The sequence below is a fragment of the Streptomyces orinoci genome, from assembly GCF_003121295.1.
Lineage (GTDB): Bacteria > Actinomycetota > Actinomycetes > Streptomycetales > Streptomycetaceae > Streptomyces > Streptomyces orinoci.
This window is the reverse complement of record NZ_PHNC01000004.1, coordinates 1-22,150: the sequence shown is the minus strand read 5'-3', so window position 1 is coordinate 22,150 and position 22,150 is coordinate 1. Positions and strand designations below refer to the sequence as shown.

Here is a 22,150-nt window from a genome sequence, read left to right as displayed (position 1 = left end):
GCATGGAAGGAGTGCGTGATGCGCGCGATCGTGGTGCGGAAGTCCGGCGGACCGGAGGTTCTGGAGATGGTGGAGGTCCCCCTCCCCCCGGCCGGCACCGGGCAGATACGCATCCGGGTGGCGGCCGCTGCGGTCAACCCCGTTGATATCGCCACCCGTTCCGGGCTGCTGATCGAAAGCGGGCTGATGCCCGCCCGTGAAGTGACCGGCATCGGCTGGGACGTGGCCGGAACGGTCGATGAAGCCGGTCCGGGCGTGACCCACTTCGCCCCCGGGGACCAGGTGATCGGCCTGCGGGACCGCCTGGATGTCCCGCTGGGCACCTACGCCGAGTATGTGACCCTCGACGCCACCGCCGTCGCCCCCGCCCCCGCCGGGATCTCCGCCGCCGAGGCCGCCACCATCCCGCTCAACGGCCTGACCGCACTCCAGGCGCTCGACGCCCTGGACCTCGGACCGGGGGCGACCCTGCTGGTCACCGGCGCGGCCGGAGCGGTGGGCGGCTTCGCGGTGGAACTGGCCGCCCGGCGCGGCATCCGGGTAGCGGCCTCCGCCGGAGCGGCGGACGAGCCCTTCGTCCGGGCCGCCGGTGCGCACTGGTTCGTCCCGCGCGGCGACGACCTGGCGGACCGGGTAAGGGAGTTGGTTCCCGGCGGCGTGGACGCGGTACTGGACGCGGCCGTCCTCGGGACCGCGGTCCAGGGTGCCCTCCGCAACCGCGGTTCCTTTGCCTCCGTCGTGGCCGGCGGCGCACCCGTGCCGCTGCGGGGCAGCACGGTGACCGAGGTATGGGTCGCCGCCGACCCCGCCGGCCTGGCGCACCTCTCCTCGCTGGCCGCCCAGGGCCAGTTGACCCTGCGCGTGGCCGACACCCTCCCTCTGGAACAGGCCGTGCTCGCCCACACCCGCCTGTCCCGGGGCGGCATCCGGGGGCGCCTGGTCCTGACGCCCTGACGACAGGGTTTCGGTACCGTCTGACCACCATGGTCTACAACTGGGACCCGCAGGAACGCATCGTGCGCTTCGCCACCACGGCCGACCGGGTCAAGGTCCGGCACCTGCGCCGGGACCCCCGGGCCGCGGTGCATGTCCAGGGCGGCGATGTGTGGTCCTTCGCCGTGGCCGAGGGCGAGGCGGAGGTCTCGGAGCTCACCACGGTGCCGGGTGACGCGGTCGGGCGTGAGCTGCTGGCCCTGCTGCCGGAGGCGGCCAGGCCGGCGGATGAGAACGCGTTCCTGGAGCAACTCGTCGCCGAGCGGCGGCTGGTGATCCGCCTGAAGGTGCGGCGGCTTTACGGGACGGCGCTGGACTTCGGCACCGGGGCGGCATCCGGCAGCTGATCACGGCGCAGAGCCGGAGGACGTCCGAACCGGGTGCGCCACCTGGGCGTCCGCCGGTTAGCGGCCTGCCGTCAAGGAGGTGCCCGGGGCGCACCGGCCGCCTCGTTAGGCCGTCTGGCAGCGTTCCGGTGGCCGTCCGGAGATCTCCATTTCATGGTGATCTTCGAATCGCCGGTGGAACGGCCGGCCGCCGGCTGCCCTCAGGGCGCTGTGGAGGTGCTCCTCCGCGCGGTCGGCCCGGTCGCCGGTCCAGCGTCCCGCCGGGCTGCCAAAGGAGACCGTTCGTGCGTCCGTTCCACCATCGTCCGCTCCTCGTCGCCGGAGTGCTGCTCTTGTCCAGTCTGTGCGCGCTGCCCGGCGCGGCGAGCGCGCAGCCGTCCAGGGCCGGTGATCCAAAGGCTCCGCCCTATGCCCGGGCCTGCTCACGGCAGGCTGGGCAGGACCGTATGTCCTGCGGGGCTCTGATCCGCACCGACCTGACGGTGCTCAGCGAGGCCCGCCCCAAGTCCTCGCCGCAGGGCCTCACTCCGCGGGACATCCGCGATGCGTACGGCCTCCGGGGGCACCGGCGCGGCCGGACCGTGGCGGTCGTCGTCGCCTATCACCACCCCCGGCTGGCGGCCGACCTCGCCGTGTACCGCGCACAGTTCCATCTGCCGCCCTGCAAGCCGTCCAGTGGCTGTCTGCGGGTGACCGACCAGCGTGGCGGCACGGCGTATCCGCGTTCCGACGCGGGCTGGGCCGCCGAGGAGGCCATGGATGTGGAGGCGGTGAGCGCGGCCTGCCCCGGCTGCCGGATTCTGGTCGTGGAGGCCGACTCGGACCGGTCGGCCGACATGCTCGCCGGGGTGGACCGGGCCGTCCGGCTGGGAGCCAGGGTGGTCAGCGGCAGTTGGGCCACCCCGGAGAGTCCGGAGGTTGTGCGGTACGACCGTCACTTCCGCGGTCATCGCGGAACGGCCTTCACCTTCGCCAGCGGCGATGAGGGGTATGGCGTGCAGTGGCCCGCGGCGTCGCCCTATGTCACGGCCGTCGGCGGCACTTCCTTGCGCAGGGCGCACGGCAAGTGGGCCGAGACGGCCTGGAGCGAGGCGGGTTCCGGCTGTTCCGCCTTTGAACGGAAGCCTGCATTCCAGCACGATCCCTTGTGTCCACGGCGCACGGTGGCCGATGTGTCCGCGGTGGCCGACCCGATGACCGGCCTGGCCGTGTACACCTCCTATTCGCGCGGCGGACCGGGGTGGATGGTCGCCGGTGGCACCAGCCTGTCGGCTCCGCTGATCGCCGCCATGTACGCGATGGCGCGGCCGCCGGGGCGGCATGACTACCCCAACGCCTATCCGTACGCCCGCCAACGGGAGTTCCACAAGATCACCGGTGGTGCCAACGGCTCCTGCGGAAGCTATCTGTGCACCGCCCTCCCCGGGCACCGGTACAACGGCCCCACCGGGCTCGGCACGCCTCGTGGAGTCCGGGGATTCCAGCGACGCGGGGACCGCTGACTCGCCTGCGGCGCAGGGGTTCGGGCGTTGCTCAGCAGTGTTTCCGTGGGGTCGGGGCACTTGCGCGGGCGCAGGCCGTCAGCCGTGCGCCGATCGCAGGTGCCGCCCCATCTCCGCCGTCCAGGAGACGGCCGCCTCGCGATTGCCCTCGCGGACGGAGCGGTAGTAGGCGGCCTTGATCTGGGCGCAGGTTGGGCAGCGCGGAGGGTCCACGGGGGCGGTGCGCTTGGCGTGGGTCATGCTGTCGGTCATGGGCCAGGACGTTAGGTGTGGCCGCTCCGCGCGGGCAATGGCACTTTGCCGGGGTGGCCTGGCCAAGTGCCACATGGGCTCACAGCGGCACGCCGATGGCGTCGGCGAGGACGCGCATGTCCGGGGTGAGCGTGCGGCGCTTGTCGATCACGTGGCCGAGGATGTCGCGGGCGTACCGCTGGTTGGCCAGCCACTGTGGTGCCACTGCTTGGATGCCCTGCAGAACGTCAACCGCTTCGGTGTACTGCCGTGAGCGGACATGTGCCTCGGCCACATCGAGCAGGTGCCGGTTGCGGTTGTTGGAGGTGGGGCGCAGACCATGGGTCGGCATGCGCCGGGCCAGGGCGAGTACCGCGTCGGGGCGGTCGGCGACCATGGCGTTCTCCGCTCGTTTGAGTGCCACGGTCACCGGGCCGAAGACCCGCAGGAAGTCCTTGCCGGGGGCGAACTCGCCGCCCATCGCCACGGCGGCGCTCTGGGCCAGGCGCAGCGCCTGGTCCGCCTCATCGGGCCGGTTGTCGCGTACCGAGGCCGCGGACAGGCGGAGCAGGAGCCAGCCCCAGGCGCTCAGTTCCGCCGGGCGTGCGCGGGAGAGGCGGGGTTCGGTGGTGTCGGCCCAGTGGGCGGCGAGTTGGCGGGCGGCGGCGAGCTTGCCCTGACGGAGCAGCAGCCAGCACCTGGTGCTGATGACGGCCGCCGCGTGGAGCTGGTCCGGGGCTTCCTTGAGGGAGCGGGTCAGCGCGGCTTCGGCGGCCTGGTACTGGCGGTTCTGAGTCAGCAGCCAGCCGGTGAGGTGCATCAGGCGGGCGCGGAGGGCGCGTCCGTCGGGGCCGGTTGCCGCCACGGTGTCGATGTCGCGGATCAAGGGCGGGAGGACGGTGGTGAGTTCGGCGTATCGGTCGCCGGAGAACAACGGAACGGCAGCCTCCAGCGCATTGCGGGCGCCGGGGACGGTGGGTGGCGGCTCGTCGGGTTCGCCCTGCGGCGGAGACGCGCCCGTCACTGCGTCACCCACGGCGTCCCATTGGCCGCCGGGCGCCTGGTCTTCGTCCGGTGAGTCGGTAACCAGGCATGTGGTGGGGACATGGAGCGTCACCGCGAGGCGCCGGGCGGTCTCCAGCCGGGTGGCGCTTCTGTCCCCTTGTTCCAGCTTGCGGATCAATGACAGTGAGACGCCGGAGGCTTCGGCGAGTTCGCGCTGGCTCAGGCCCCGGCGCTTGCGCAGGTCCCGGAGCCGTTGGCCGAAGGGTGTACCCATGAGCCGAGCGTACGCTCGCCTGGTTTCAGCGCAACTCCGCTGCCGCTGCCCGGAGTTTCTCGCCCGCTCCGCCTACCAGGGGCTCACCGTGACCGAAGAGGGCCGTGCTGACGTCCAGTCGGGCCTGTTTGTGGAAGGAGGCCACCGCCTGGTCGCGGTCGGTGTTGAAGACGCCGAGCATCACCTGGGGGTGGTTGGCGATGGTGTCGCCGGTGAACAGCACACCGGAGTCGGGAAGGTGGAGCGCCATGCTGCCCGGGGTGTGGCCCGGGACATGGACGGCCAGGGCGGGCAGGCCCCAGTCCAGCAGGTCGCCGTCGGTCAGTTCGCGGTCCACCCGGCAGGGGGTGGGCGCCGGGACCTCGGTGAGCTGGGCCTGGACGGTGGCGAAGAGTTCCCTCTCCCAGTCGCCGGCGAAGGCGATCGGGACCTCGGGGGCCTCGCCCCGGATGACGGGGGCGTCGGCCGCGCCCGCCAGTATCTCGGCGCCGGTGGCGGCGGCCAGTTCGGCGGCGGAGCCGGTGTGGTCGAAGTGGTAGTGGGTGAGGAAGATGTGCCGGAGGTCGGCGGGGGCGGCGCCGAGTTCGGCGAGGGCGGCGAGGATTTCGGGGGCGTGGCCGGGCAGGCCGGTGTCGATCAGGGCCCAGCCCTCCGGCAGGCGCAGGGCGTATGCCTGCCCGGCGGTGAAGCGGAACATCCAGATATCGGCGGTGAGTTGGGTGGTTTCCATGGGACGGACGCTAATGATCGGACGCGCCGCTTCCCAAGAGTTTGCGCCGTGGGCGGATTGCGCGGCAGGCGAACGTGGTCGGCTGCCCGGCCGTTGCCGGTGACCGTTCGCGCGAGGGGCGGGGCATTGCGAGCGCTGTTCCTGGGCGGAGCCCAGGCCCGCCGTCCCGCACCGCAGCTCAGGGCTGCTGGTCCCCACCGAAACCCAAGGCCACCACCCCGCACCGGAACGCAAGGCCACCGGTCAGGACCGCCGGTTTACCGGAAAGACCGCTCTGACCAGCCAGCCGCCCTCCGGCGCGGGGCCGGCGTGCAGGGTGCCGCCCATTGCCTTGGCGCGTTCGGTGAGGCCGACCAGGCCGAAGCCGCCGCCTTGCGCTCCGGCGGGCAGGGCGGCGGGGTGGCGGCCGTCGTCGGCGATACGTACCTCGACGCCTTCGGGGATGCCTCGGACGCCGATGCGTACGGCGGTGGCATCGGCGGCGTGTTTGCGGATGTTGGTGAGGGATTCGCGGATGACGCGGTGCACCGCGGCGGCCACCTCACCGGGCAGCCAGGTTTCCATGCCCTGCTCGATATAGAGGGCGACCGGCGGTCCGGTGCGGGCGAAGTCATCGGTCAGAGCGCGGACTTCGGGCAGTCCGGCCAGTGGGTGGGTCTCCGGTTCGCTGCCCTCGCGCAGAATGCCCACCAGGCGGCGCATGGCGCGCAGGGCCTCCCCCGCGGAGCCCTCGATGCGTTCGAAGGCCCGTGCGGCGGCCTCGCCCTGGAGCTCGGTGAAGCGGGCCGCCTGGGCCTGGACCGCGATGCCGCTGACATGGTGGGCGATCAAGTCATGGAGTTCGCGGGCGAGTTCCAGGCGTTCGGCGGTGCGGACGGCCGCCAGGTCCCGGACCCGCTGGGCGGTCTGGCCGCGCAGCAGCAGGGAGTAGGCGCCCACCACCACGGTCATGATGGCGAACAGGGCGGTGAACCGGCCGGGGTTGAGGTCGCGCATGGGCGCGGCCAGCGCGGCCAGGGCCAGCAGCGGCCCCAGGACGGCGGCGGTGCGGGGGCGGGAGTGCTGGATGACGGCGGTGAGCAGGACAAGCAGGGCGATGTCCTCGCCCATGCCCCAGACCACGCCCGGGTGGGGACCGGCCATCAGCACCAGGGAGGTGATCCCGGAGACGGCGACGGCGGTGCCCGCCCGCAGCTCGAGCGGGATCCAGCGGTAGGGGATGGCGCACAGGCAGACCGCCACCCCGGAGGCCAGCACCATGGCATGGGCGGGGCTGGGCCGCTGGGACAGTACGGAGCTCTCGAAGACCACCAGGGCGAGCAGCAGCAGAGCGAAGACGATCTTGGCCGCGGTCGCCCGATGGGGGTGCCGGGCGCTCCACCCGGCCCATCTGCTCATGGACCGCCCGTGGCCAGCCCGCTCTCCCAGGCCCAGGCGGCGATCTCCACCCGGTTACGGGCGTCCAGCTTGAGCTGCACATTGGCCAGGTGGGTCTTGACCGTGGACAGGGAGACAAAGAGTTCGGCGGCGATCTCGGCGTTGGTGGCGCCGCGGGCCAGGCAGCGCACCACATCCGCCTCCCGCTCGGTCAGCGGCTCGATGGGCCGCCGGGCGGCGTCGGAGGCCGCGCCCACGGGTGCCATATCGCGCAGCAGCCGGACGGTGATGGCCGGGGAGATCAAGGAGTCGCCGACCGCGGCGGCGTGCACCGCCTCCACCAGCATGGCGGGGCTGGCGTCCTTGAGGAGGAAGCCGGAGGCGCCGTTGCGCAGCGCGGTGTGTACGTATTCGTCCAGGTCGAAGGTGGTGACAATGACGATCCGGGGGCGGTCGGCCCGTTCCGGGTGGGCGGCGGACTCCTCGGACAGCCGGCGGGTGACCTCCAGACCGTCCAGCTTGGGCATCCGGATGTCCAGCAGCAGGACATCGGGCTGGTAGCGCTCCACGGCGGCCAGGGCCTCCTCGCCGTCCACCACGTCCGCCAGGACCTCGATGTCCGGCTGGCTCTCCAGGATCATCCGGAAGCCGGTGCGGACCATCTCCTGGTCGTCCGCGATGACCACGGTGACCGCCATCTTCTCTCCCCTGCTAGCAGTCGTTTCCGCCGGGCCGGGTGATCAGCCCCTGGGCCGGCCGGCCGCCCGGCGGCGCACCAGGCGGGATACGCCGAAGGCGCCGGCGCCCAGGCCCACCAGGGCACCGGCCAGGGCGAGGCCGCCCTTGCCGTGGTCCGGCCGGCCCTTGATGGTCTGCCCGGCCTGGACGATGCGCTGGACGGGGTTGCTGGCCGCGCGGTGGCGCTTGATCCGGGGCGCCGGACGGGCGCCCGGCCGGTGCGCGGGGCGCGAGTGGTGCCGGTGGGCCTTGTCCTGGTGGGCGGAGTGCACCGCGGGCAGGGCGCCCCGGCCGGCGGGCGCCGGGTGGGAGGGCGGGGCCGGGTGGGCGTAGGGGCGCCGGTACGGCCCGTTTCCGTCCGCCGTCTCGGCCGCGGCGGCGCCGGTCACCGGCAGCAGCGCGGCGACCACTGCGGCGAGCAGCGCCAGGGCGGCGGGGCGGGGCTTGGCGGACACGTGCGGGCCTTTCGGGTCTGGCGGGGAGTGCGGCTATGGCTGTGGCTGTGGTCAGGTACGTGATTCACGTTACGTGCCTTTACGTGTCGCACACCTCGACTGTCCGACCATTGCGGGGTCCGCCGAAAGGATGACGGCCGCTCGCCGGGTCCTACCGGGGGCGGGCCGGGGTAGCGGCGTGGTCACCGCTCGTAGAGTGGAGGCGAGGCGGCGGCGGCAGGCAGACGGGGGTGGCGGCATGGGGACCGGCGTCCAGGTCCAGCACGGGTTTCCGCATCTGGAGACCGTGCGGAATTCCATCACCGCGCTGTACCGGCGGCTGTCGCAGGACACGGTGCGGACGTTTCCGCTGAGCGTGCTGCCGGTGGATGTGGCCTTCGCCGAGGACGAGGACCCCTATCTGGGGGTGCAGCGGGTGGCCGGGGCGATGGTGCGGCATCTGCGGCTGCCGGACGCGCGGATGATCGTCAGCTTCCGGGAGATGCGGCATGCGGGGAGCGTCGAACTCGCCGCAGGGCCCGAGTACTTCATTGAGCTCAACGCCCGGTTCAAGAGCCATCGGCGGGATATCGGGGCCGCGTTGGCGCATGAGGTGACGCATGTCTATCTGCACCGGCTGGGGCTGGAGATGCCCGGGACCCGGGACAACGAGATCCTGACGGATACGGTGGCGGCGTACCTGGGGGCGGGGTGGCTGCTGTTGGACGCGTACCGGGAGGACGCGCTCACCACGCAGAAGCTGGGCTATCTCACGCCGGAGGAGTTCGGCTATGTGCTGGCCAAGCGGGCGGCGGTGTTCGGCGAGGACCCCTCGCCATGGTTCACCAGTCCCCGGGCGTATGACGCGTACGCCCAGGGGGCGGGGCTGGCCCGGCGTGATGAGCGCAGGCCGCCGCTGGTGGGGGCGGGGCGGCTGGTGCGCCATCGCTATGTGCGCGACCGGCGCGCCGCCGGGCATGGCTCGTGGGTGCCGGGCGGCCCGGCGGCGGAGGGTTATGCGTTCGAGGGTGATCCCTTGCGGGTCAGCTTTGCCTGCCCGGTTTGCTTTCAGCGGATCAGGGTGCCGGTGCGGGGGCGCCTGAGGGCGCGGTGCGGATTGTGCGGGAGCGTGCTTGAGTGTGAGACCTAGCCGTTGCGCTTCGGGTGCGGGCTGTCTTGGGCTGGTCGCGCCCACGCGGCGGAGCCGCACATGTAGCTGCCCCGCGCCCCTGACGGGGCGCCCCAGCGGTCAGCCAAGGACAGCCCCTGGGGGCAGCCCCGCAAGGGGCGCCGCCCAGGGGCGCGGGGCCCAAGCGATATGCGGCTCCGCCGCGTGGGCGCGACCAGCCACAGACGACCCGCACGTGACACGTGACGCTGTTCACGGTCCATGAGCCGTCAGGCACCGCCTAGTGGGAGGCCCACCAGTGGCGGACTACCTGTTCGGCCGGCTTGCCGTGGGGGGTGTAGGCCAGCTTCTTGGGGGTCTCGCCCGCGTCGGGCCAGTCGTCCCACATCCACCAGCACACCCCGGCCCACCACGGCTTGCCGTCGAAGGCCGCCAGCAACGCCTCGTAGGCCGCGGCCTGTTCGGCGTCGCCGTTGCGTTTGCTGACCGTCCAGGAGTACGGCTCGGTGATGGCGCCGCGCTGGCTGACATAGCCGGCCTCGGTAAAGAGGATCTTGCGCTGCTGCCGGGCCGAGAAGTCGGCCAGTTGGGCGGCGATCGGCTGCCAGGCCTCGCGCAGCCGGCCCACATCGGTGGTGGCCTTCTCACCCAGCGGCCAGTAGGCGTCGATGCCGATCAGGTCCAGCTCCTGCCAGAAGGGAATCCGGCGGTATTCATCGTAGTTGGCGGCATAGGTCAGCGTTCCCCGGAAGTGCGAGCGCACATCGGCGATGACCTGGCGCCAGTGGTCCAAGTCGCCGGAGAGACCGGCGAGTTCGGTGCCGACCGAGAACTGTTCCACGCCATTGGCCGCGGCCAGCTGGGCGTAGTGGGTGATGACCTGGTCGTAGGCGGTGAACCAGGCGTCCGGGTCGTCCGGCCGGATCTCCGCGCGGTCCTGGCCCTTGACCAGGTCCACATGCGGCTTGAGCATCACCTTCAGTCCGGCGGAGTGCGCCAGCGAGATGATGTGCCGCAGGCTGTCGTCGCTCGCCGTCTCCTCGGTGGTGTGCATTGCGGAGTCGGTGAGCTTGTCCTGGTACCAGGTCGGGGTGAAGGTCACCCAGCGGGCGCCGGTGGCGGCGATCTGCCGCAAGTAGGTATCGGCCTGGGGGCTTTGGTAGTCGTCCCGGTTCCACGCGGGCAGCGTGAAACCTCGCATTCCGCTCACCTTCTTCTCCTCGGGTCGCGGCGTGCCCGTCCGGCTCGGTGAGCTGGGGGGCGTGGCGTCGTGGTGCGGGGACTTTTCGGCGGAACACCCGGCGAGGAAGAGGGCGGCCGCTGCCGCCAGCACGGCGGCCGCCCTCTTCATCGCGTTCACTGCGCCAGGTCCGCTGGGGAGACGAAGGTGTAACCGAGGGCGCGGATGCCGTCGATCGTCTGCTGCAGCGGTGCCAGGTCGTAGTACGGGTGGTAGAAGAAGCTGGCCACCCCGTCCCGGACCGCCAGATTGGCCTTGGCGGCGGCGATCAGGTCGGCGGGCAGCCGGGCCGGATGGTTGTTGTACGGCTGGGGCTCATAGTTGCCCAGGTCCTCGGGAAGGACGGTGGTGCCGTAGACATCCTTGACCGCGTACGGGAAGAACTGACCGATGTAGCGGCTGTTGTCCACGGTTCCGCCACTGAGCGTGCCGGCGAAGTACAACGAACGCTCCAGTCTCGCGGTGTAGTTCTGGCCGAGGACACGATAGTCCGCGGCGGAGGCCGCGTAGTGCGGAGTCGTCCAGAACGCCGGCCGGGGCAGCCCGGCGGCGGCGAAACCGGCCAGCGCCGAGGTGACCCGGCTCTGTGCCCAGGCGGTGGAGTCCTCGGCGGGCGGCCCGTCCATGACCACGTTGTTCGCCGAGTCGATATGGGCCCGGAAGAACTCGAAGTCGTCCCCGGTGACCCCGCTGTAGGGGTTGTTCACATTGCTGTACTGGTGGGTGAACCCGTGGTTGATCAGGGTGGCACCGTGCGACAGCATGTACTGGATCGCGGAGACCACCTGGGGGGCCTGGGCCAGGGTGGTGGTCTGTGGAGTCCCGTTGTTGTAGACGCCGTTGGGGTCGGTGTAGACCGGGATGACCAGGATCCCGTAGGGGATCTTCTGGGAGTACAGATAGTCGGCCATGGTGCGCAGCTGCGCAGGGTCCGACTGGGGGCTGATGTCCTCCAGGCGGACAAAGGCCCGGTGCCGCTGGGCGGTGCCGGGGGCCAGCCCGTCGAAGAGCAGGTCCTCGAAGCAGATGATGCGGTCCTGCTCGGAGACATACTCGAAGGGGATCTCTCCGACATAGGTGAGGTTGCCGGAGCGGATGGCCCAGGGGCTGGTGGTCCCGGTACTGGCGTCGGTGGCCTGGGCGAGCTGGGTTACCTGCGGGAAGCCGGTTCCGGTGAGGATGTCCGGGTGCAGGATGCCGCCGTCCGCGCCGGCCGGGATGGTGCGGGTCAACTGCTGTCCCCTATAGGTGACTTGGTTGATGTTCCCGACGCTGCCCGAGGCATTGGCGTAGAAGGAGCTGGTGGGGTCCCAGCCGTACTGCTGCTCGAACTTGGTGACGCCGACCGCGTTGGCCATCCCCCAGATGTTGTCCCCGACCCAGGTGACGGGGTGGGTGGTGGTCAGGGCGTCCTGGTAGAACGCGGCGGGGATGGCGTCGGGGACGGAACCGCCGTAGTAGGTGGAGCCCAGATAGACGGTGGCGGTGTACTGCTCGGTCATTCCGGCGGTGTACTGGGAGACCGGCTTGGCGGTGACGCTGCCGAAGTGGCCCGCGAGGTTGGCGGTGGCCATGGCGTAGAGCTCGCCCAGATACCCGTAGGGGCCGGTGTTGTCATAGAGCACCAGCGCGGAGGTCCCGGCCGTGGCGGCCGCGGGCCGCACCGTAACAGCCTTGGCGGGCCCGGGGGTTGAGCGGGTGGCGACGGCGGGCGTCACCCGGCCGCCGGCCCCGGTCCGCTGGGCGGACTGCCTGGCGGACTGCTGGGCCGGCGGCTTCGGGGCGGGCCGGACGACCAGCTTGCGGGACTTGCGCAGCCGGTCATTGTGCAGGGCCGCCGAGGCCAGTGCCTTCAGGTCCTTGGCCCGGGGCGCGGAGGCGGACATGCCCGGGGCGGCCAGGTCCGCGGCCTTGGTGTTCCCGGGGCCCCTGGCGCCCGGCCGTCCGCCCGGGGCCACCGCCCCCTCGGCGCCGTACCCCGTGGAAAGCGCGACGCCGCCCAGCAGGGCGGCGACTATCGCAAGGACGAACGGGATCCGGAAAATATGTGGTCGTCTCCTCCTGGAGTTTTTCACTGTCATTTCCCCCCTGCTTGAGATTTCTTTGCCGTCCCCCCGGACGGAACGCCGGGGACAGGCCCGGCAGTTGGCTGATTCTTATGCCCCGCCGGATCACTGTCAAGGGAATGCGGGTCGGCAACTCCGGTCCCGCCCAGGCAAATTCCGACAGTCAAATCTGGTGCGGACCAAACGCCACACCCGTCACAACATCCGTCTCAGCAGGGGGCTTTCCTTTCACGTCAGAAAGAATTGACGCTTCCGATTCAACAACTTCCTTCATCCAATGAGTCAATGGTCAGGGTGGGTGGTACGGTCCCCCCGCATGCCTCAGGAGAGGCGGAAAAATGGGGGGGAACCCATGTACGGAAAACCCGCGCTGGGCACCGTTGTGCCCTTGGCCGGACTGACGGCCGCACCCCGGGTACTGCCCGGCATACCCTTTGCCAGAGGGCTTCAGGAGGCCGCCGGGGCAGGCTTTCTGCTCTACTGCGCGGTGGCGGTTGCACTCATTACGGCAAAATTCTGGTACCGGATCAGGAATTCCGGTGGCAGCCGTTGAACACCGAACTCCTGCTCTGGTCCAGCATCGCCATCATCGTGCTGGCCGGGTGCTACAACGTCTCCCTGTTCCTGCTCTCCCGGCGCCGCTTCCGCCGCGGCCGTGCCCCGCGTGAACCGCGCCTGTATGTCTTCCTCCTCGCCTGTCTCAACGAGGAGAAGGTGCTGGCCGAAAGCCTGGCCCGGATCACCTCGCTGCCCGCCGGGAACTTCCTGGCCCTGGTCATCGACGACGCCTCCGACGACCGCACGGCGGAAATCGCCCGCGCCGCCGACCCGGAGCGGGTCCGGCTGTTGCAGCGCAAACTGCCCAACGCCCGCAAGGGCAAGGGCGCCGCGCTCAACGCGGGCATCCGCTATCTGCGCGAGGCCGGGCTGCTGGACGGACGGGACCCCCATGACGTCATCGTCTGTGTGGTGGACGCGGACGGCCGGCTGGACGCCCATGTGGTGCAGGCCGTGGACCCGTACTTCGACAACCCGCGCACCGGCGGCACCCAGATCGGGGTGCGGATGTACAACCGCGACCAGGGCCTGCTGGCCCGGCTCCAGGACATGGAGTTCGTCATCTACGGCGATATCTTCCAAAGCGCCCGCCGCTATATCGGCAGCGTGGGCATGGGCGGCAACGGCCAGTTCATGCGGCTGGCCGCGCTGGAGTCGCTGATGGGCGAGGACGGCAGCGGGCCCTGGAGCGACTCCCTCACCGAGGACCTGGACCTGGGCGTACGGCTGATCGCCCGCGGCTGGACCAATCAGCACTGCACCTCGGCCGCCGTCTCCCAGCAGGCGGTGCTGGACGTCAAACGCCTGGTGCGGCAGCGGTCCCGTTGGTTCCAGGGGCACTTGCAGTCCGCCAACCTGGTGCCGCTGATCGTCCGCGAGGTACCGGTACGGCCCGCGGTCGATCTGCTCTACCACCTCTCCAGCCCGGTGCTGATCCTGCTCACCTCGCTGCTGCCGGTGTCCTTCCTGATCGCTGTCGGCGGCACGGTGGCCGGCTCCATCGAGGCGGGGCATCCGCTGATCACCCCGATGTGGCTCATCGGGCCCTATGTCCTCTCCTTCACCGCGGCCTATGCCTATGGCTGGGTGTACTCCCGCCGCGAACAGGGCCTCGGCCTGCTGCGCGCCATCGCGCTGTCCCATGTCTTCGTCATCTACGGCTACATCTGGTTCGTCGCCGGCTGGTACGGCCTGTGGCGGATGGTGACCGGGCAGCGGGGCTGGCTGAAGACGGCGCGTACCTAGCGCTTCCGCCGTGCGGCTTACGGGACTTGGGCCGGGCGCGTACGCCGGGCCCAAGCGCCGGGCGCGCGCACCGGGCTCAATACCGCGCGGCTCGCGTCCCGGCGTCTGCGGCAAGGGCGGCCGGGCCTGGCGGGACGGCCGCATCACCGGCCTTCCGCCGGCTCCACCCAACGACGAAACACCCAGGGGGAACCATGTCCACCGACCTCATCAACGCGCCGGTACGGGCCATGCTCGTACTCGGCACCCGCCCGGAGGCCATCAAGCTGGCGCCCGTCGCCCGCGCCATGGCCGACTCCCGGCTCTTCGAACCACTGGTGGTCACCACCGGCCAGCACCGCGAGATGCTGCACCAGATGCTGGACCTGCTCCGGGTGCCCGCCCACACCGAGCTGGATGTGATGCGCGAACGCCAGCAACTCTCCACGCTCACCGCCCGGTTGGTGGACCAGCTGGGCGAAGTGGTCCGCGCCGGGCGGCCGGATGTGGTCATAGTGCAGGGCGACACCACCACCGCCCTCACCGGCGCCCTGGCCGCGTTCTACGAGCACATCCCGGTGGCTCATGTGGAGGCCGGGCTGCGCACCGGGGTGGCCGACAACCCCTTCCCCGAGGAGCTCAATCGCCGGCTCATCGGCCGCATCGCCCGCTGGCACTTCGCCCCCACCCCACGGGCTGCCGGGCATCTGACGGCCGAAGGAGTGCCGGAATCCGAGGTGTTCGTCACCGGCAACACGGTGATCGACAACCTGCTGTGGGTGCTGGCCAAGGGCGCCGGGCACGATCACTTCACCACCGGGGCGCGGCGGGTGCTGCTCACCCTGCACCGCCGGGAGAACCAGGGCGACACCATGCGCGGCATGGGCCGGGCGCTGCGGCGGCTGGCCGACCGGGGCGATGTGGAGCTGCTGCTGCCGCTGCACAAGAGCCCGGCGGTGCGGGAGGCGCTGCTGCCGGAGCTCACCGGGCATCCCGCCATCCGGGTCGTGGAGCCCCTGGGCTACCTGGACTTCTCCGCCACCCTGGCCGCCTGTGACCTGGTGCTCACCGACTCCGGCGGCATCCAGGAGGAGGCCCCCAGCCTGGGCAAGCCGGCCCTGGTGCTGCGTACCACCACCGAGCGCCCGGAGGCGGTGGAGGCGGGCGCGGCCCGGCTGGTGGGTACGGCGCCGGAGGCGATCCTGGAAGCGGCCGAGCGGCTGCTGGACGACCCGGGTGAGTACGCGCGGATGGCAACGGCGGGCAATCCCTTCGGCGATGGCCGGGCCACCGAGCGGATCATCGCCCAGCTTGCGGAGGACTTCGGGGCGGATGCGCCGGGGGTCACGGGTGCGGTGGGGGTCACGGGTGCGGTGGAGACCGCGGGGGCTCCGATGGCTGATGATTCGCTGATCGCCCGCCTGCCGGAGGAGCCGGAGTCATACTCGACGGCATGACGAGAGTGCGGCGGCGACTCGGGCTGGGGCTGTTGATCGTTGCGGCGCTGGTGGGCATCGGTTTCGCGGTGAGCGCACTCTGGGAACGGGGGCCGGAACGGCCGTGGGCCGAGGGATCGGTCCACGGCCCCTGGCGCTCGGTGTTCAACGGCCATGGCACAAACATCGGGGACGAGGACGGGCTGGCCCTCTCCCCCAAGCCGTCCCGCAAGCCGGGTGAGACCCATGCGGGCCTGATCGTCTCCACGGAGAGCTACTCCGGGGTGGACTTCCAGGCCCGGATGCGTACGGTCGCCCAACTGCGCACGCCCCGGCCCAATCCCTGGGAGGTGGGGTGGCTGGTGTGGAGCTACTCGGATCCCGAGCACTTCTACTACCTCACGCTCAAGCCGAATGGGTGGGAGCTGGGGAAGCGGGATCCTTCCTACCCGGGCGGGCAGCGGTTCCTCGCCACGGGCGGGGGGTCGTTCCCGGTGGGGCAGTGGTTCGATGTGCGGGTCGCGCAGCGGGGGGCGCGGATGGAAGTGAGTGTGGGTGGGCGGGGGTTGGTGGCCTATGAGGATCATGAGCGGCCGTATGTGGAGGGGAGTGTGGGCGTCTATACCGAGGACGCCCGGGTGGTCTTCGACCAGTTGACGGTTCGCCCCGGTGGGGGCGGCTGAGGGGTTCCCTGTCGGGTGCGGGCCGGTTGTGGCTGGTCGCGCAGTTCCCCGCGCCCCTGAGGGGGCGCACTCGCACTGCTGTGGGCAGTCGTTCCGCAGGGCGATGGGGGCACCTCCCAGCGGTAGCTGGGGGAGGGTGGGCACAGCCCAACCACCGGGCCGCACCCGGCGACGAAAGCCGCGTTCGTTGCCGGGTGCGGGCCGTGCGTGGCTGGTCGCGCAGTTCCCCGCGCCCCTGTAGGGCGCCCGGTCCCTAGACGGTCAGCGCGCGATCGGTCGGCCGGATCGGGGCGGGGAGTGCACTCGAACCCATCAGATAGTGGTCAACCGCACGCGCCGCCGAGCGCCCCTCCGCGATGGCCCAGACGATCAGGGACTGGCCCCGTCCCGCGTCACCGGCGACAAAGACGCCCGGCACATTGGTGGCGAACTCCGCGTCGCGGGCGATGTTTCCGCGGGCGTCCAGCTCCAGCCCCAGCTGCTCGACCAGCCCGTTGGTACGGTCCGTACCGGTGAAGCCCATGGCCAGCAGCACCAGTTGGGCGGGCAGCCGCCGCTCCGTGCCCGGCACCGGCTCGGGGCGTCCGTCGCGGAACTCGACCTCGACCAGGTCGAGCCACTGGATATTGCCGTTCTCGTCGCCCTCGAAGCGGGTGGTGGAGACGGAGTACACCCGCTCCCCGCCCTCCTCATGGGCGGAGGTGACCTTGTACAGCATGGGGAAGGTCGGCCATGGCTGTGCGGCGGACCGCTCCTCGCCCGGCCGCGGCATGATCTCCAGCTGGGTGACGGACGCGGCGCCCTGCCGGTGTGCCGTGCCCACACAGTCCGCGCCGGTGTCACCGCCGCCGATCACCACCACATGCTTGCCCTCGGCGGTGAGGGGCGGCGCCACAAAGTCGCCCTCCTGCACCTTGTTGGCCAGTGGCAGGTATTCCATGGCGAAGTGGATGCCGGCCAACTCCCGGCCGGGAACCGGCAGATCACGGGACATGGTCGCCCCGGCCGCGATCACCACCGCGTCATAGCGTCCGCGCAGCTTCGCCGCGTCGATGTCCCGGCCGATCTCCACCTCGGTACGGAACTTCACGCCCTCCGCCCGCATCTGCTCGATACGCCGGTTGATATGGCGCTTCTCCATTTTGAACTCGGGGATGCCATAGCGCAGCAGACCGCCGATGCGGTCGGCCCGTTCATAGACGGCGACCGTGTGCCCGGCCCGGGTGAGCTGCTGGGCGGCGGCCAGTCCGGCGGGGCCGGAGCCGATGACGGCCACCGTCTTGCCGGACAGCCGCTCCGGCGGCTGGGGAGTGACGTCGCCGGCCTCCCAGGCCTTGTCGATGATGGTGACCTCGACGTTCTTGATGGTCACCGGCTGCTGGTTGATGCCCAGGACGCAGGCGGCCTCACAGGGCGCGGGGCACAGCCGCCCGGTGAACTCGGGGAAGTTGTTGGTGGCGTGCAGCCGCTCGCTGGCCGCCCGCCAGTCGTCGCGGTAGGCGTAGTCGTTCCACTCGGGGATCAGGTTCCCCAGCGGGCAGCCGTTGTGGCAGAAGGGGATGCCGCAGTCCATACAGCGGCCGGCCTGCTTGCCGATGATGGGCAGCAGGGAGCCGGGGACATAGACCTCGTTCCAGTCGCGGACGCGCTCGGCGACCGGACGGGTGCGGGCGACCTCGCGCCCGGTGCTCAGAAAGCCCTTGGGATCAGCCATGGTTCGCCGCCTCCATCATCTTCTCTGCTGTCTCGGCCTCGGAGAGACCGGCTCGCTCGGCGGCGTCCTTGGCGGCGAGCACTGCCCGGTAGGTGGGGGGAACGACCTTGCTGAAGCGGGCCACGGCGGTGTCCCAGTCCGCGAGGAGGGCGGCCGCGACGGTGGAGGCGGTCTCCTCGTGGTGGCGGCGCACCACGCCGTGCAGCCACCGCCGGTCGGCCTCGTCGAGTTCCCCGACGGCTCCGGCCAGTTCCTTGTTGACATTGCGGGGGTCGAGGTCGGCGACATAGGCGATGCCGCCGGACATACCGGCCGCGAAGTTGCGGCCGGTGGGGCCGAGGACGACCGCCCGGCCGCCGGTCATGTACTCACAGCCGTGGTCGCCCACGCCCTCGCAGACCACGGTGGCGCCGGAGTTGCGGACGCAGAACCGTTCACCGACGCTGCCGCGCAGGAACAGTTCGCCGCCGGTGGCGCCATAGGCGAGGGTGTTGCCGGCGATGGTGGAGTACTCGGCCAGGTGGTCGGCGCCCCGGTCGGGGCGGACCACGATCCGTCCGCCGGAAAGGCCCTTGCCCACATAGTCGTTGGCGTCGCCCTCCAGGCGCAGGGTGATGCCGCGGGGCAGGAAGGCGCCGAAGGACTGGCCGGCCGAGCCGGTGAAGGTGATGTCGATGGTGTCGTCCGGGAGTCCGGCGCCACCGAACCGCTTGGTCACCTCATGGCCCAGCATGGTGCCCACGGTGCGGTTGATATTGCGGATGGCCAGCTGGGCGCGGACCGGGCGGGCCTGTTCGGCGCCCACCGCGTTGAGGGCGTCGGCGGCCAGCTTGATCAGCTGGTTGTCCAGGGCCTTTTCCAGGCCGTGGTCCTGGGCGGTGGTGCGGTGCCGGGCGGCCCCGGCGGGCAGCTCGGGGATGTGCAGCAGCGGGGCCAGGTCCAGGCCCTGGGCCTTCCAGTGGTCAACGGCCCGGGAGACATCCAGGAGTTCGGCGTGTCCGACGGCCTCCTCAAGGGTGCGGAAGCCGAGTTCGGCCAGCAGCTCGCGGACCTCCTGGGCGATGAACTCAAAGAAGTTCACCACGAATTCGGCCTTGCCGCTGAAGCGCTCGCGCAGCACCGGGTTCTGGGTGGCGATGCCCACCGGGCAGGTGTCCAGATGGCAGACGCGCATCATCACACAGCCGGAGACCACCAAGGGGGCGGTGGCGAAGCCGAATTCCTCGGCACCCAGCAGGGCGGCGACGATCACATCGCGGCCGGTCTTGAGCTGGCCGTCGGTCTGCACCACGATGCGGTCGCGCAGGCCGTTGAGCAGCAGGGTCTGCTGGGTCTCGGCCAGGCCCAGCTCCCAGGGGCCACCGGCGTGCTTGAGGCTGGTCAGCGGGGAGGCGCCGGTGCCTCCGTCATGGCCGGAGATCAGCACCACATCGGCATGGGCCTTGGAGACGCCGGCGGCCACGGTGCCCACACCGGCCTCGGAGACCAGCTTGACATGGATACGGGCGGCCGGGTTGGCGTTCTTGAGGTCGTGGATGAGCTGGGCGAGGTCCTCGATGGAGTAGATGTCATGGTGCGGGGGCGGGGAGATCAGGCCCACGCCGGGGGTGGAGTGCCGGGTCTTCGCCACCCAGGGGTAGACCTTGTGGCCGGGCAGCTGGCCGCCCTCGCCGGGCTTGGCGCCCTGGGCCATCTTGATCTGGATGTCATCGGCGTTGACCAGGTATTCGCTGGTGACGCCGAAGCGTCCGGAGGCCACCTGCTTGATGCTGGAGCGCCGGGCGGGGTCGTAGAGGCGCTCGGGATCCTCGCCGCCCTCACCGGTGTTGGACTTGGCGCCCAGCCGGTTCATGGCGATGGCCAGGGTCTCGTGGGCCTCCTGGGAGATGGAGCCATAGGACATGGCTCCGGTGGAGAACCGCTTGACGATCTCGCTGACCGGCTCCACCTCCTCCAGCGGGACCGGGGTGCGGTCGCTCTTCAGCGAGAACAGGCCGCGCAGCGTCATCAGCCGCTCGGACTGCTCGTTCACCCGCGCCGTGTACTGCTGGAAGATGTCATAGCGGCGCTCACGGGTGGAGTGCTGGAGGCGGAAGACGGTCTCCGGGTCGAACAGGTGCGGTTCGCCCTCGCGCCGCCACTGGTACTCGCCGCCGATCTCCAGCCGGCGGTGGCTGGCGGGGATGCCGGTGGCCGGGTACGCCTTGGCGTGCCGGGCGGCGACCTCCTGGGCGATGACCTCCAGGCCCACTCCGCCGATCTTGGTGGGGGTGCCATGGAAGTAGGTGTCGGTGAACTCGGCGTCCAGGCCCACCGCTTCGAAGACCTGGGCGCCCCGGTAGGAGGCCACGGTGGAGATGCCCATCTTGGACATCACCTTGAGCACGCCCTTGCCCAGCGCCTTGATCAGGTTGCGGATGGCGGTCTCGGGCTCTATGTCCGGCAGGAAGGTGCCGGCCCGGACCAGGTCCTCCACCGACTCCATGGCCAGGTAGGGGTTGACGGCCGCGGCCCCGTAGCCGATCAGCAGTGCCACATGGTGCACCTCGCGGACGTCACCGGCCTCCACCAGCAGGCCCACCTGGGTGCGCTGCTTGGTGCGGATGAGGTGGTGGTGGATGGCGGAGGTGAGCAACAGCGAGGGAATGGGGGCGTGTTCGGCGTCGGAGTGCCGGTCGGAGAGCACAATCAGCCGGGCGCCGGCCTCGATGGCCGCGTCCGCCTCGGCGCACATCTCCGCCAGCCGCTCGGCCAGCGCGGTGCCGCCGCCGCTGACCCGGTAGAGGCCGGAGAGGGTGGCGGCCTTCAGCCCCGGCAGGTCGCCGTCGGCGTTGATATGGATCAGCTTGGCGAGTTCATCGTTGTCGATGACCGGGAAGGGCAGGGTCACACTGCGGCAGGAGGCCGCGGTGGGCTGGAGCAGATTGCCCTGCGGGCCCAGCGAGGAGACCAGGGAGGTGACCAGCTCCTCCCGGATGGCGTCCAGCGGAGGGTTGGTGACCTGGGCGAAGAGCTGGGTGAAGTAGTCGAAGAGCAGCCGGGGGCGCTCGGAGAGGGCGGCGATGGGCGAGTCGGTGCCCATGGAACCGATGGGCTCCGCACCGGACTTGGCCATCGGGGCCAGGATGACCCGCAGTTCCTCCTCGGTGTAGCCGAAGGTCTGCTGGCGGCGGGTGACCGAGGCATGGGTGTGCACGATGTGTTCGCGCTCGGGCAGGTCGGCCAGGTCGATCAGCCCGGCCTCCAGCCATTCCTGGTAGGGCTGTTCGGCGGCCAGGGCCGCCTTGATCTCGTCGTCCTCGATGATCCGGTGCCCGGCGGTGTCCACCAGGAACATCCTGCCGGGCTGGAGCCGGCCCTTGCGGACGACCTTGGCCGGGTCGATGTCCAGCACGCCGACCTCGGAGGAGAGCACCACCAGGCCGTCGTCGGTGACCCAGTAGCGGCCCGGACGAAGGCCGTTGCGGTCGAGAACGGCGCCGACCAGGGTGCCATCGGTGAAGGTGACACAGGCCGGTCCGTCCCAGGGCTCCATCAGAGTGGAGTGGTACTGGTAGAAGGCACGCCGGGCCGGGTCCATGGAGGCGTGGTTCTCCCAGGCCTCGGGGATCATCATCAGGATGCTGTGCGGCAGCGAACGCCCGCCCAGGTGGAGGAGTTCCAGCACCTCGTCGAAGGAGGCGGAGTCGGAGGCGTCCGGGGTGCAGACCGGGAAGATCCGCTCCAGCTTCTCCGCCGGTCCGAACAGCCCGGAGGCCAGCTGGGATTCCCGGGCCCGCATCCAATTGCGGTTGCCGCCAACGGTGTTGATCTCACCGTTGTGGGCGACAAAGCGGTAGGGGTGGGCCAGCGGCCAGCTGGGGAAGGTGTTGGTGGAGAAGCGGGAGTGCACCAGCGCGATGGCGGTGGCGAAGCGGCGGTCGGAGAGGTCGGGGAAGAAGGGCTCCAACTGCCCGGTGGTGAGCATGCCCTTGTAGACCAGGGTGCGGGCGGAGAGCGAGGGGAAGTAGACCCCCGCCTCCCGCTCGGCCCGCTTGCGCAGCACAAACGCCTTGCGGTCCAGGGCGATTCCGCTGCTCTCCCCGTCACCGACGAACAGCTGCCGGAAGACCGGCATGGTGGCGCGGGCGGCGCTGCCCAGCAGATCGGGGGCGACCGGAACGTCCCGCCAGCCCAGGACGGTCAGGCCCTCCTCGGCGGCGATCGTCTCGATGGCCGAGACGGCCTCCTCGGTGCCGGTGACCGGGAGGAAGGCGATGCCCACCGCATAGGCACCGGGCTCCGGCAGAGCAAAGCCGGTGCTTTCACGCAGGAAGGCGTCCGGAATCTGGAGCAGGATGCCCGCGCCGTCACCGGAGTCCGGCTCGGAGCCGGTGGCCCCGCGGTGCTCCAGGTTGCGCAGCACGGTGAGCGCCCGCTCCACCAGGCTGTGGCTGGGCTCGCCGGTCAGGGTCGCGACANAAGCCCAC

Annotated in this window: 16 protein-coding genes and 1 pseudogene; 7 read left to right on the top strand and 10 right to left on the bottom strand. The window is 70.8% G+C overall.

Translation table 11 applies throughout. The features are described from left to right. Window positions 1-18: 18 nt before the first annotated feature. The 3 genes and pseudogenes from CV755_RS00935 to CV755_RS00925 all read left to right on the top strand — a co-directional run bounded on the left by CV755_RS00935 (window position 19) and on the right by CV755_RS00925 (window position 2,842). On the top strand, window positions 19-954 hold the full coding sequence (locus CV755_RS00935) for an NADP-dependent oxidoreductase (protein ID WP_109278182.1): 936 nt from the start codon (window positions 19-21) through the stop codon (window positions 952-954). Between the two features lie 20 nt (window positions 955-974). Further along, a pseudogene (locus CV755_RS00930) lies at window positions 975-1,340 on the top strand (pyridoxamine 5'-phosphate oxidase family protein); the annotation flags it as partial. A gap of 284 nt (window positions 1,341-1,624) precedes the next feature. Then, window positions 1,625-2,842 carry a S53 family peptidase gene (locus CV755_RS00925; RefSeq protein WP_241560893.1) on the top strand — a complete coding sequence of 406 codons (1,218 nt, stop codon included), beginning with the start codon at window positions 1,625-1,627 and terminating at the stop codon, window positions 2,840-2,842. 78 nt (window positions 2,843-2,920) lie between these two features. Here the strand turns inward: CV755_RS00925 and CV755_RS34460 are convergent, their stop codons facing one another. The 6 genes from CV755_RS34460 to CV755_RS00900 form a co-directional block, all read right to left on the bottom strand. Next, window positions 2,921-3,094: a hypothetical protein gene (locus CV755_RS34460; protein WP_161968567.1), complete on the bottom strand. Its 174-nt coding sequence runs from the start codon at window positions 3,092-3,094 to the stop codon at window positions 2,921-2,923. 79 nt (window positions 3,095-3,173) lie between these two features. Beyond that, on the bottom strand, window positions 3,174-4,352 hold the full coding sequence (locus CV755_RS00920) for a helix-turn-helix domain-containing protein (RefSeq protein WP_109278179.1): 1,179 nt from the start codon (window positions 4,350-4,352) through the stop codon (window positions 3,174-3,176). Between the two features lie 25 nt (window positions 4,353-4,377). Continuing rightward, window positions 4,378-5,082, bottom strand: a complete 705-nt coding sequence (locus tag CV755_RS00915) for an MBL fold metallo-hydrolase (protein ID WP_109278178.1) — start codon at window positions 5,080-5,082, stop codon at window positions 4,378-4,380. A gap of 243 nt (window positions 5,083-5,325) precedes the next feature. Then, entirely contained in the window at window positions 5,326-6,480 is a 1,155-nt protein-coding gene (locus CV755_RS00910) for a sensor histidine kinase (protein WP_109278177.1), read from the bottom strand. Beyond that, a complete protein-coding gene (locus tag CV755_RS00905) occupies window positions 6,477-7,157 on the bottom strand; it encodes a response regulator (RefSeq protein WP_109278176.1) in 681 nt (226 codons plus the stop codon). Before CV755_RS00905 ends, CV755_RS00910 begins: the two co-directional genes overlap by 4 nt. Before the next feature lie 42 nt (window positions 7,158-7,199). Beyond that, entirely contained in the window at window positions 7,200-7,652 is a 453-nt protein-coding gene (locus CV755_RS00900; protein ID WP_109278175.1) for a hypothetical protein, read from the bottom strand. A 238-nt stretch (window positions 7,653-7,890) separates the two neighbouring features. On the opposite strand from CV755_RS00900, the gene CV755_RS00895 reads away from it, so the two are divergent. After that, window positions 7,891-8,781: a hypothetical protein gene (locus tag CV755_RS00895; protein ID WP_109278174.1), complete on the top strand. Its 891-nt coding sequence runs from the start codon at window positions 7,891-7,893 to the stop codon at window positions 8,779-8,781. Window positions 8,782-9,040: 259 nt separating this feature from the next. Here the strand turns inward: CV755_RS00895 and CV755_RS00890 are convergent, their stop codons facing one another. Next, on the bottom strand, window positions 9,041-9,961 hold the full coding sequence (locus CV755_RS00890; RefSeq protein ID WP_241560892.1) for a glycoside hydrolase family 113: 921 nt from the start codon (window positions 9,959-9,961) through the stop codon (window positions 9,041-9,043). Between the two features lie 155 nt (window positions 9,962-10,116). After that, window positions 10,117-12,081, bottom strand: a complete 1,965-nt coding sequence (locus tag CV755_RS00885; protein WP_109278172.1) for a DUF2334 domain-containing protein — start codon at window positions 12,079-12,081, stop codon at window positions 10,117-10,119. Between the two features lie 534 nt (window positions 12,082-12,615). Between CV755_RS00885 and CV755_RS00880 the strand changes: the two genes are divergently transcribed. From CV755_RS00880 to CV755_RS00870, 3 genes are all read left to right on the top strand, one after another. Beyond that, the gene (locus CV755_RS00880) at window positions 12,616-13,869 is read left to right on the top strand and encodes a glycosyltransferase (protein ID WP_109278171.1); all 1,254 of its coding nucleotides are present in this window, start codon (window positions 12,616-12,618) and stop codon (window positions 13,867-13,869) included. 194 nt (window positions 13,870-14,063) lie between these two features. After that, window positions 14,064-15,305: a non-hydrolyzing UDP-N-acetylglucosamine 2-epimerase gene (gene wecB / locus CV755_RS00875; RefSeq protein ID WP_241560891.1), complete on the top strand. Its 1,242-nt coding sequence runs from the start codon at window positions 14,064-14,066 to the stop codon at window positions 15,303-15,305. Then, window positions 15,302-15,967 carry a LamG domain-containing protein gene (locus CV755_RS00870; protein ID WP_109278170.1) on the top strand — a complete coding sequence of 222 codons (666 nt, stop codon included), beginning with the start codon at window positions 15,302-15,304 and terminating at the stop codon, window positions 15,965-15,967. Before wecB ends, CV755_RS00870 begins: the two co-directional genes overlap by 4 nt. Before the next feature lie 253 nt (window positions 15,968-16,220). Here CV755_RS00870 and CV755_RS00865 read toward each other — a convergent pair whose 3' ends face one another. Both CV755_RS00865 and gltB read right to left on the bottom strand, forming a co-directional pair. Continuing rightward, window positions 16,221-17,681 (bottom strand): glutamate synthase subunit beta, encoded by a 1,461-nt coding sequence (locus tag CV755_RS00865; RefSeq protein ID WP_109278169.1) that lies wholly within the window; start codon window positions 17,679-17,681, stop codon window positions 16,221-16,223. Then, the gene (gene gltB / locus CV755_RS00860) at window positions 17,674-22,131 is read right to left on the bottom strand and encodes a glutamate synthase large subunit (protein ID WP_241560903.1); all 4,458 of its coding nucleotides are present in this window, start codon (window positions 22,129-22,131) and stop codon (window positions 17,674-17,676) included. Before gltB ends, CV755_RS00865 begins: the two co-directional genes overlap by 8 nt. Window positions 22,132-22,150 lie beyond the last annotated feature (19 nt).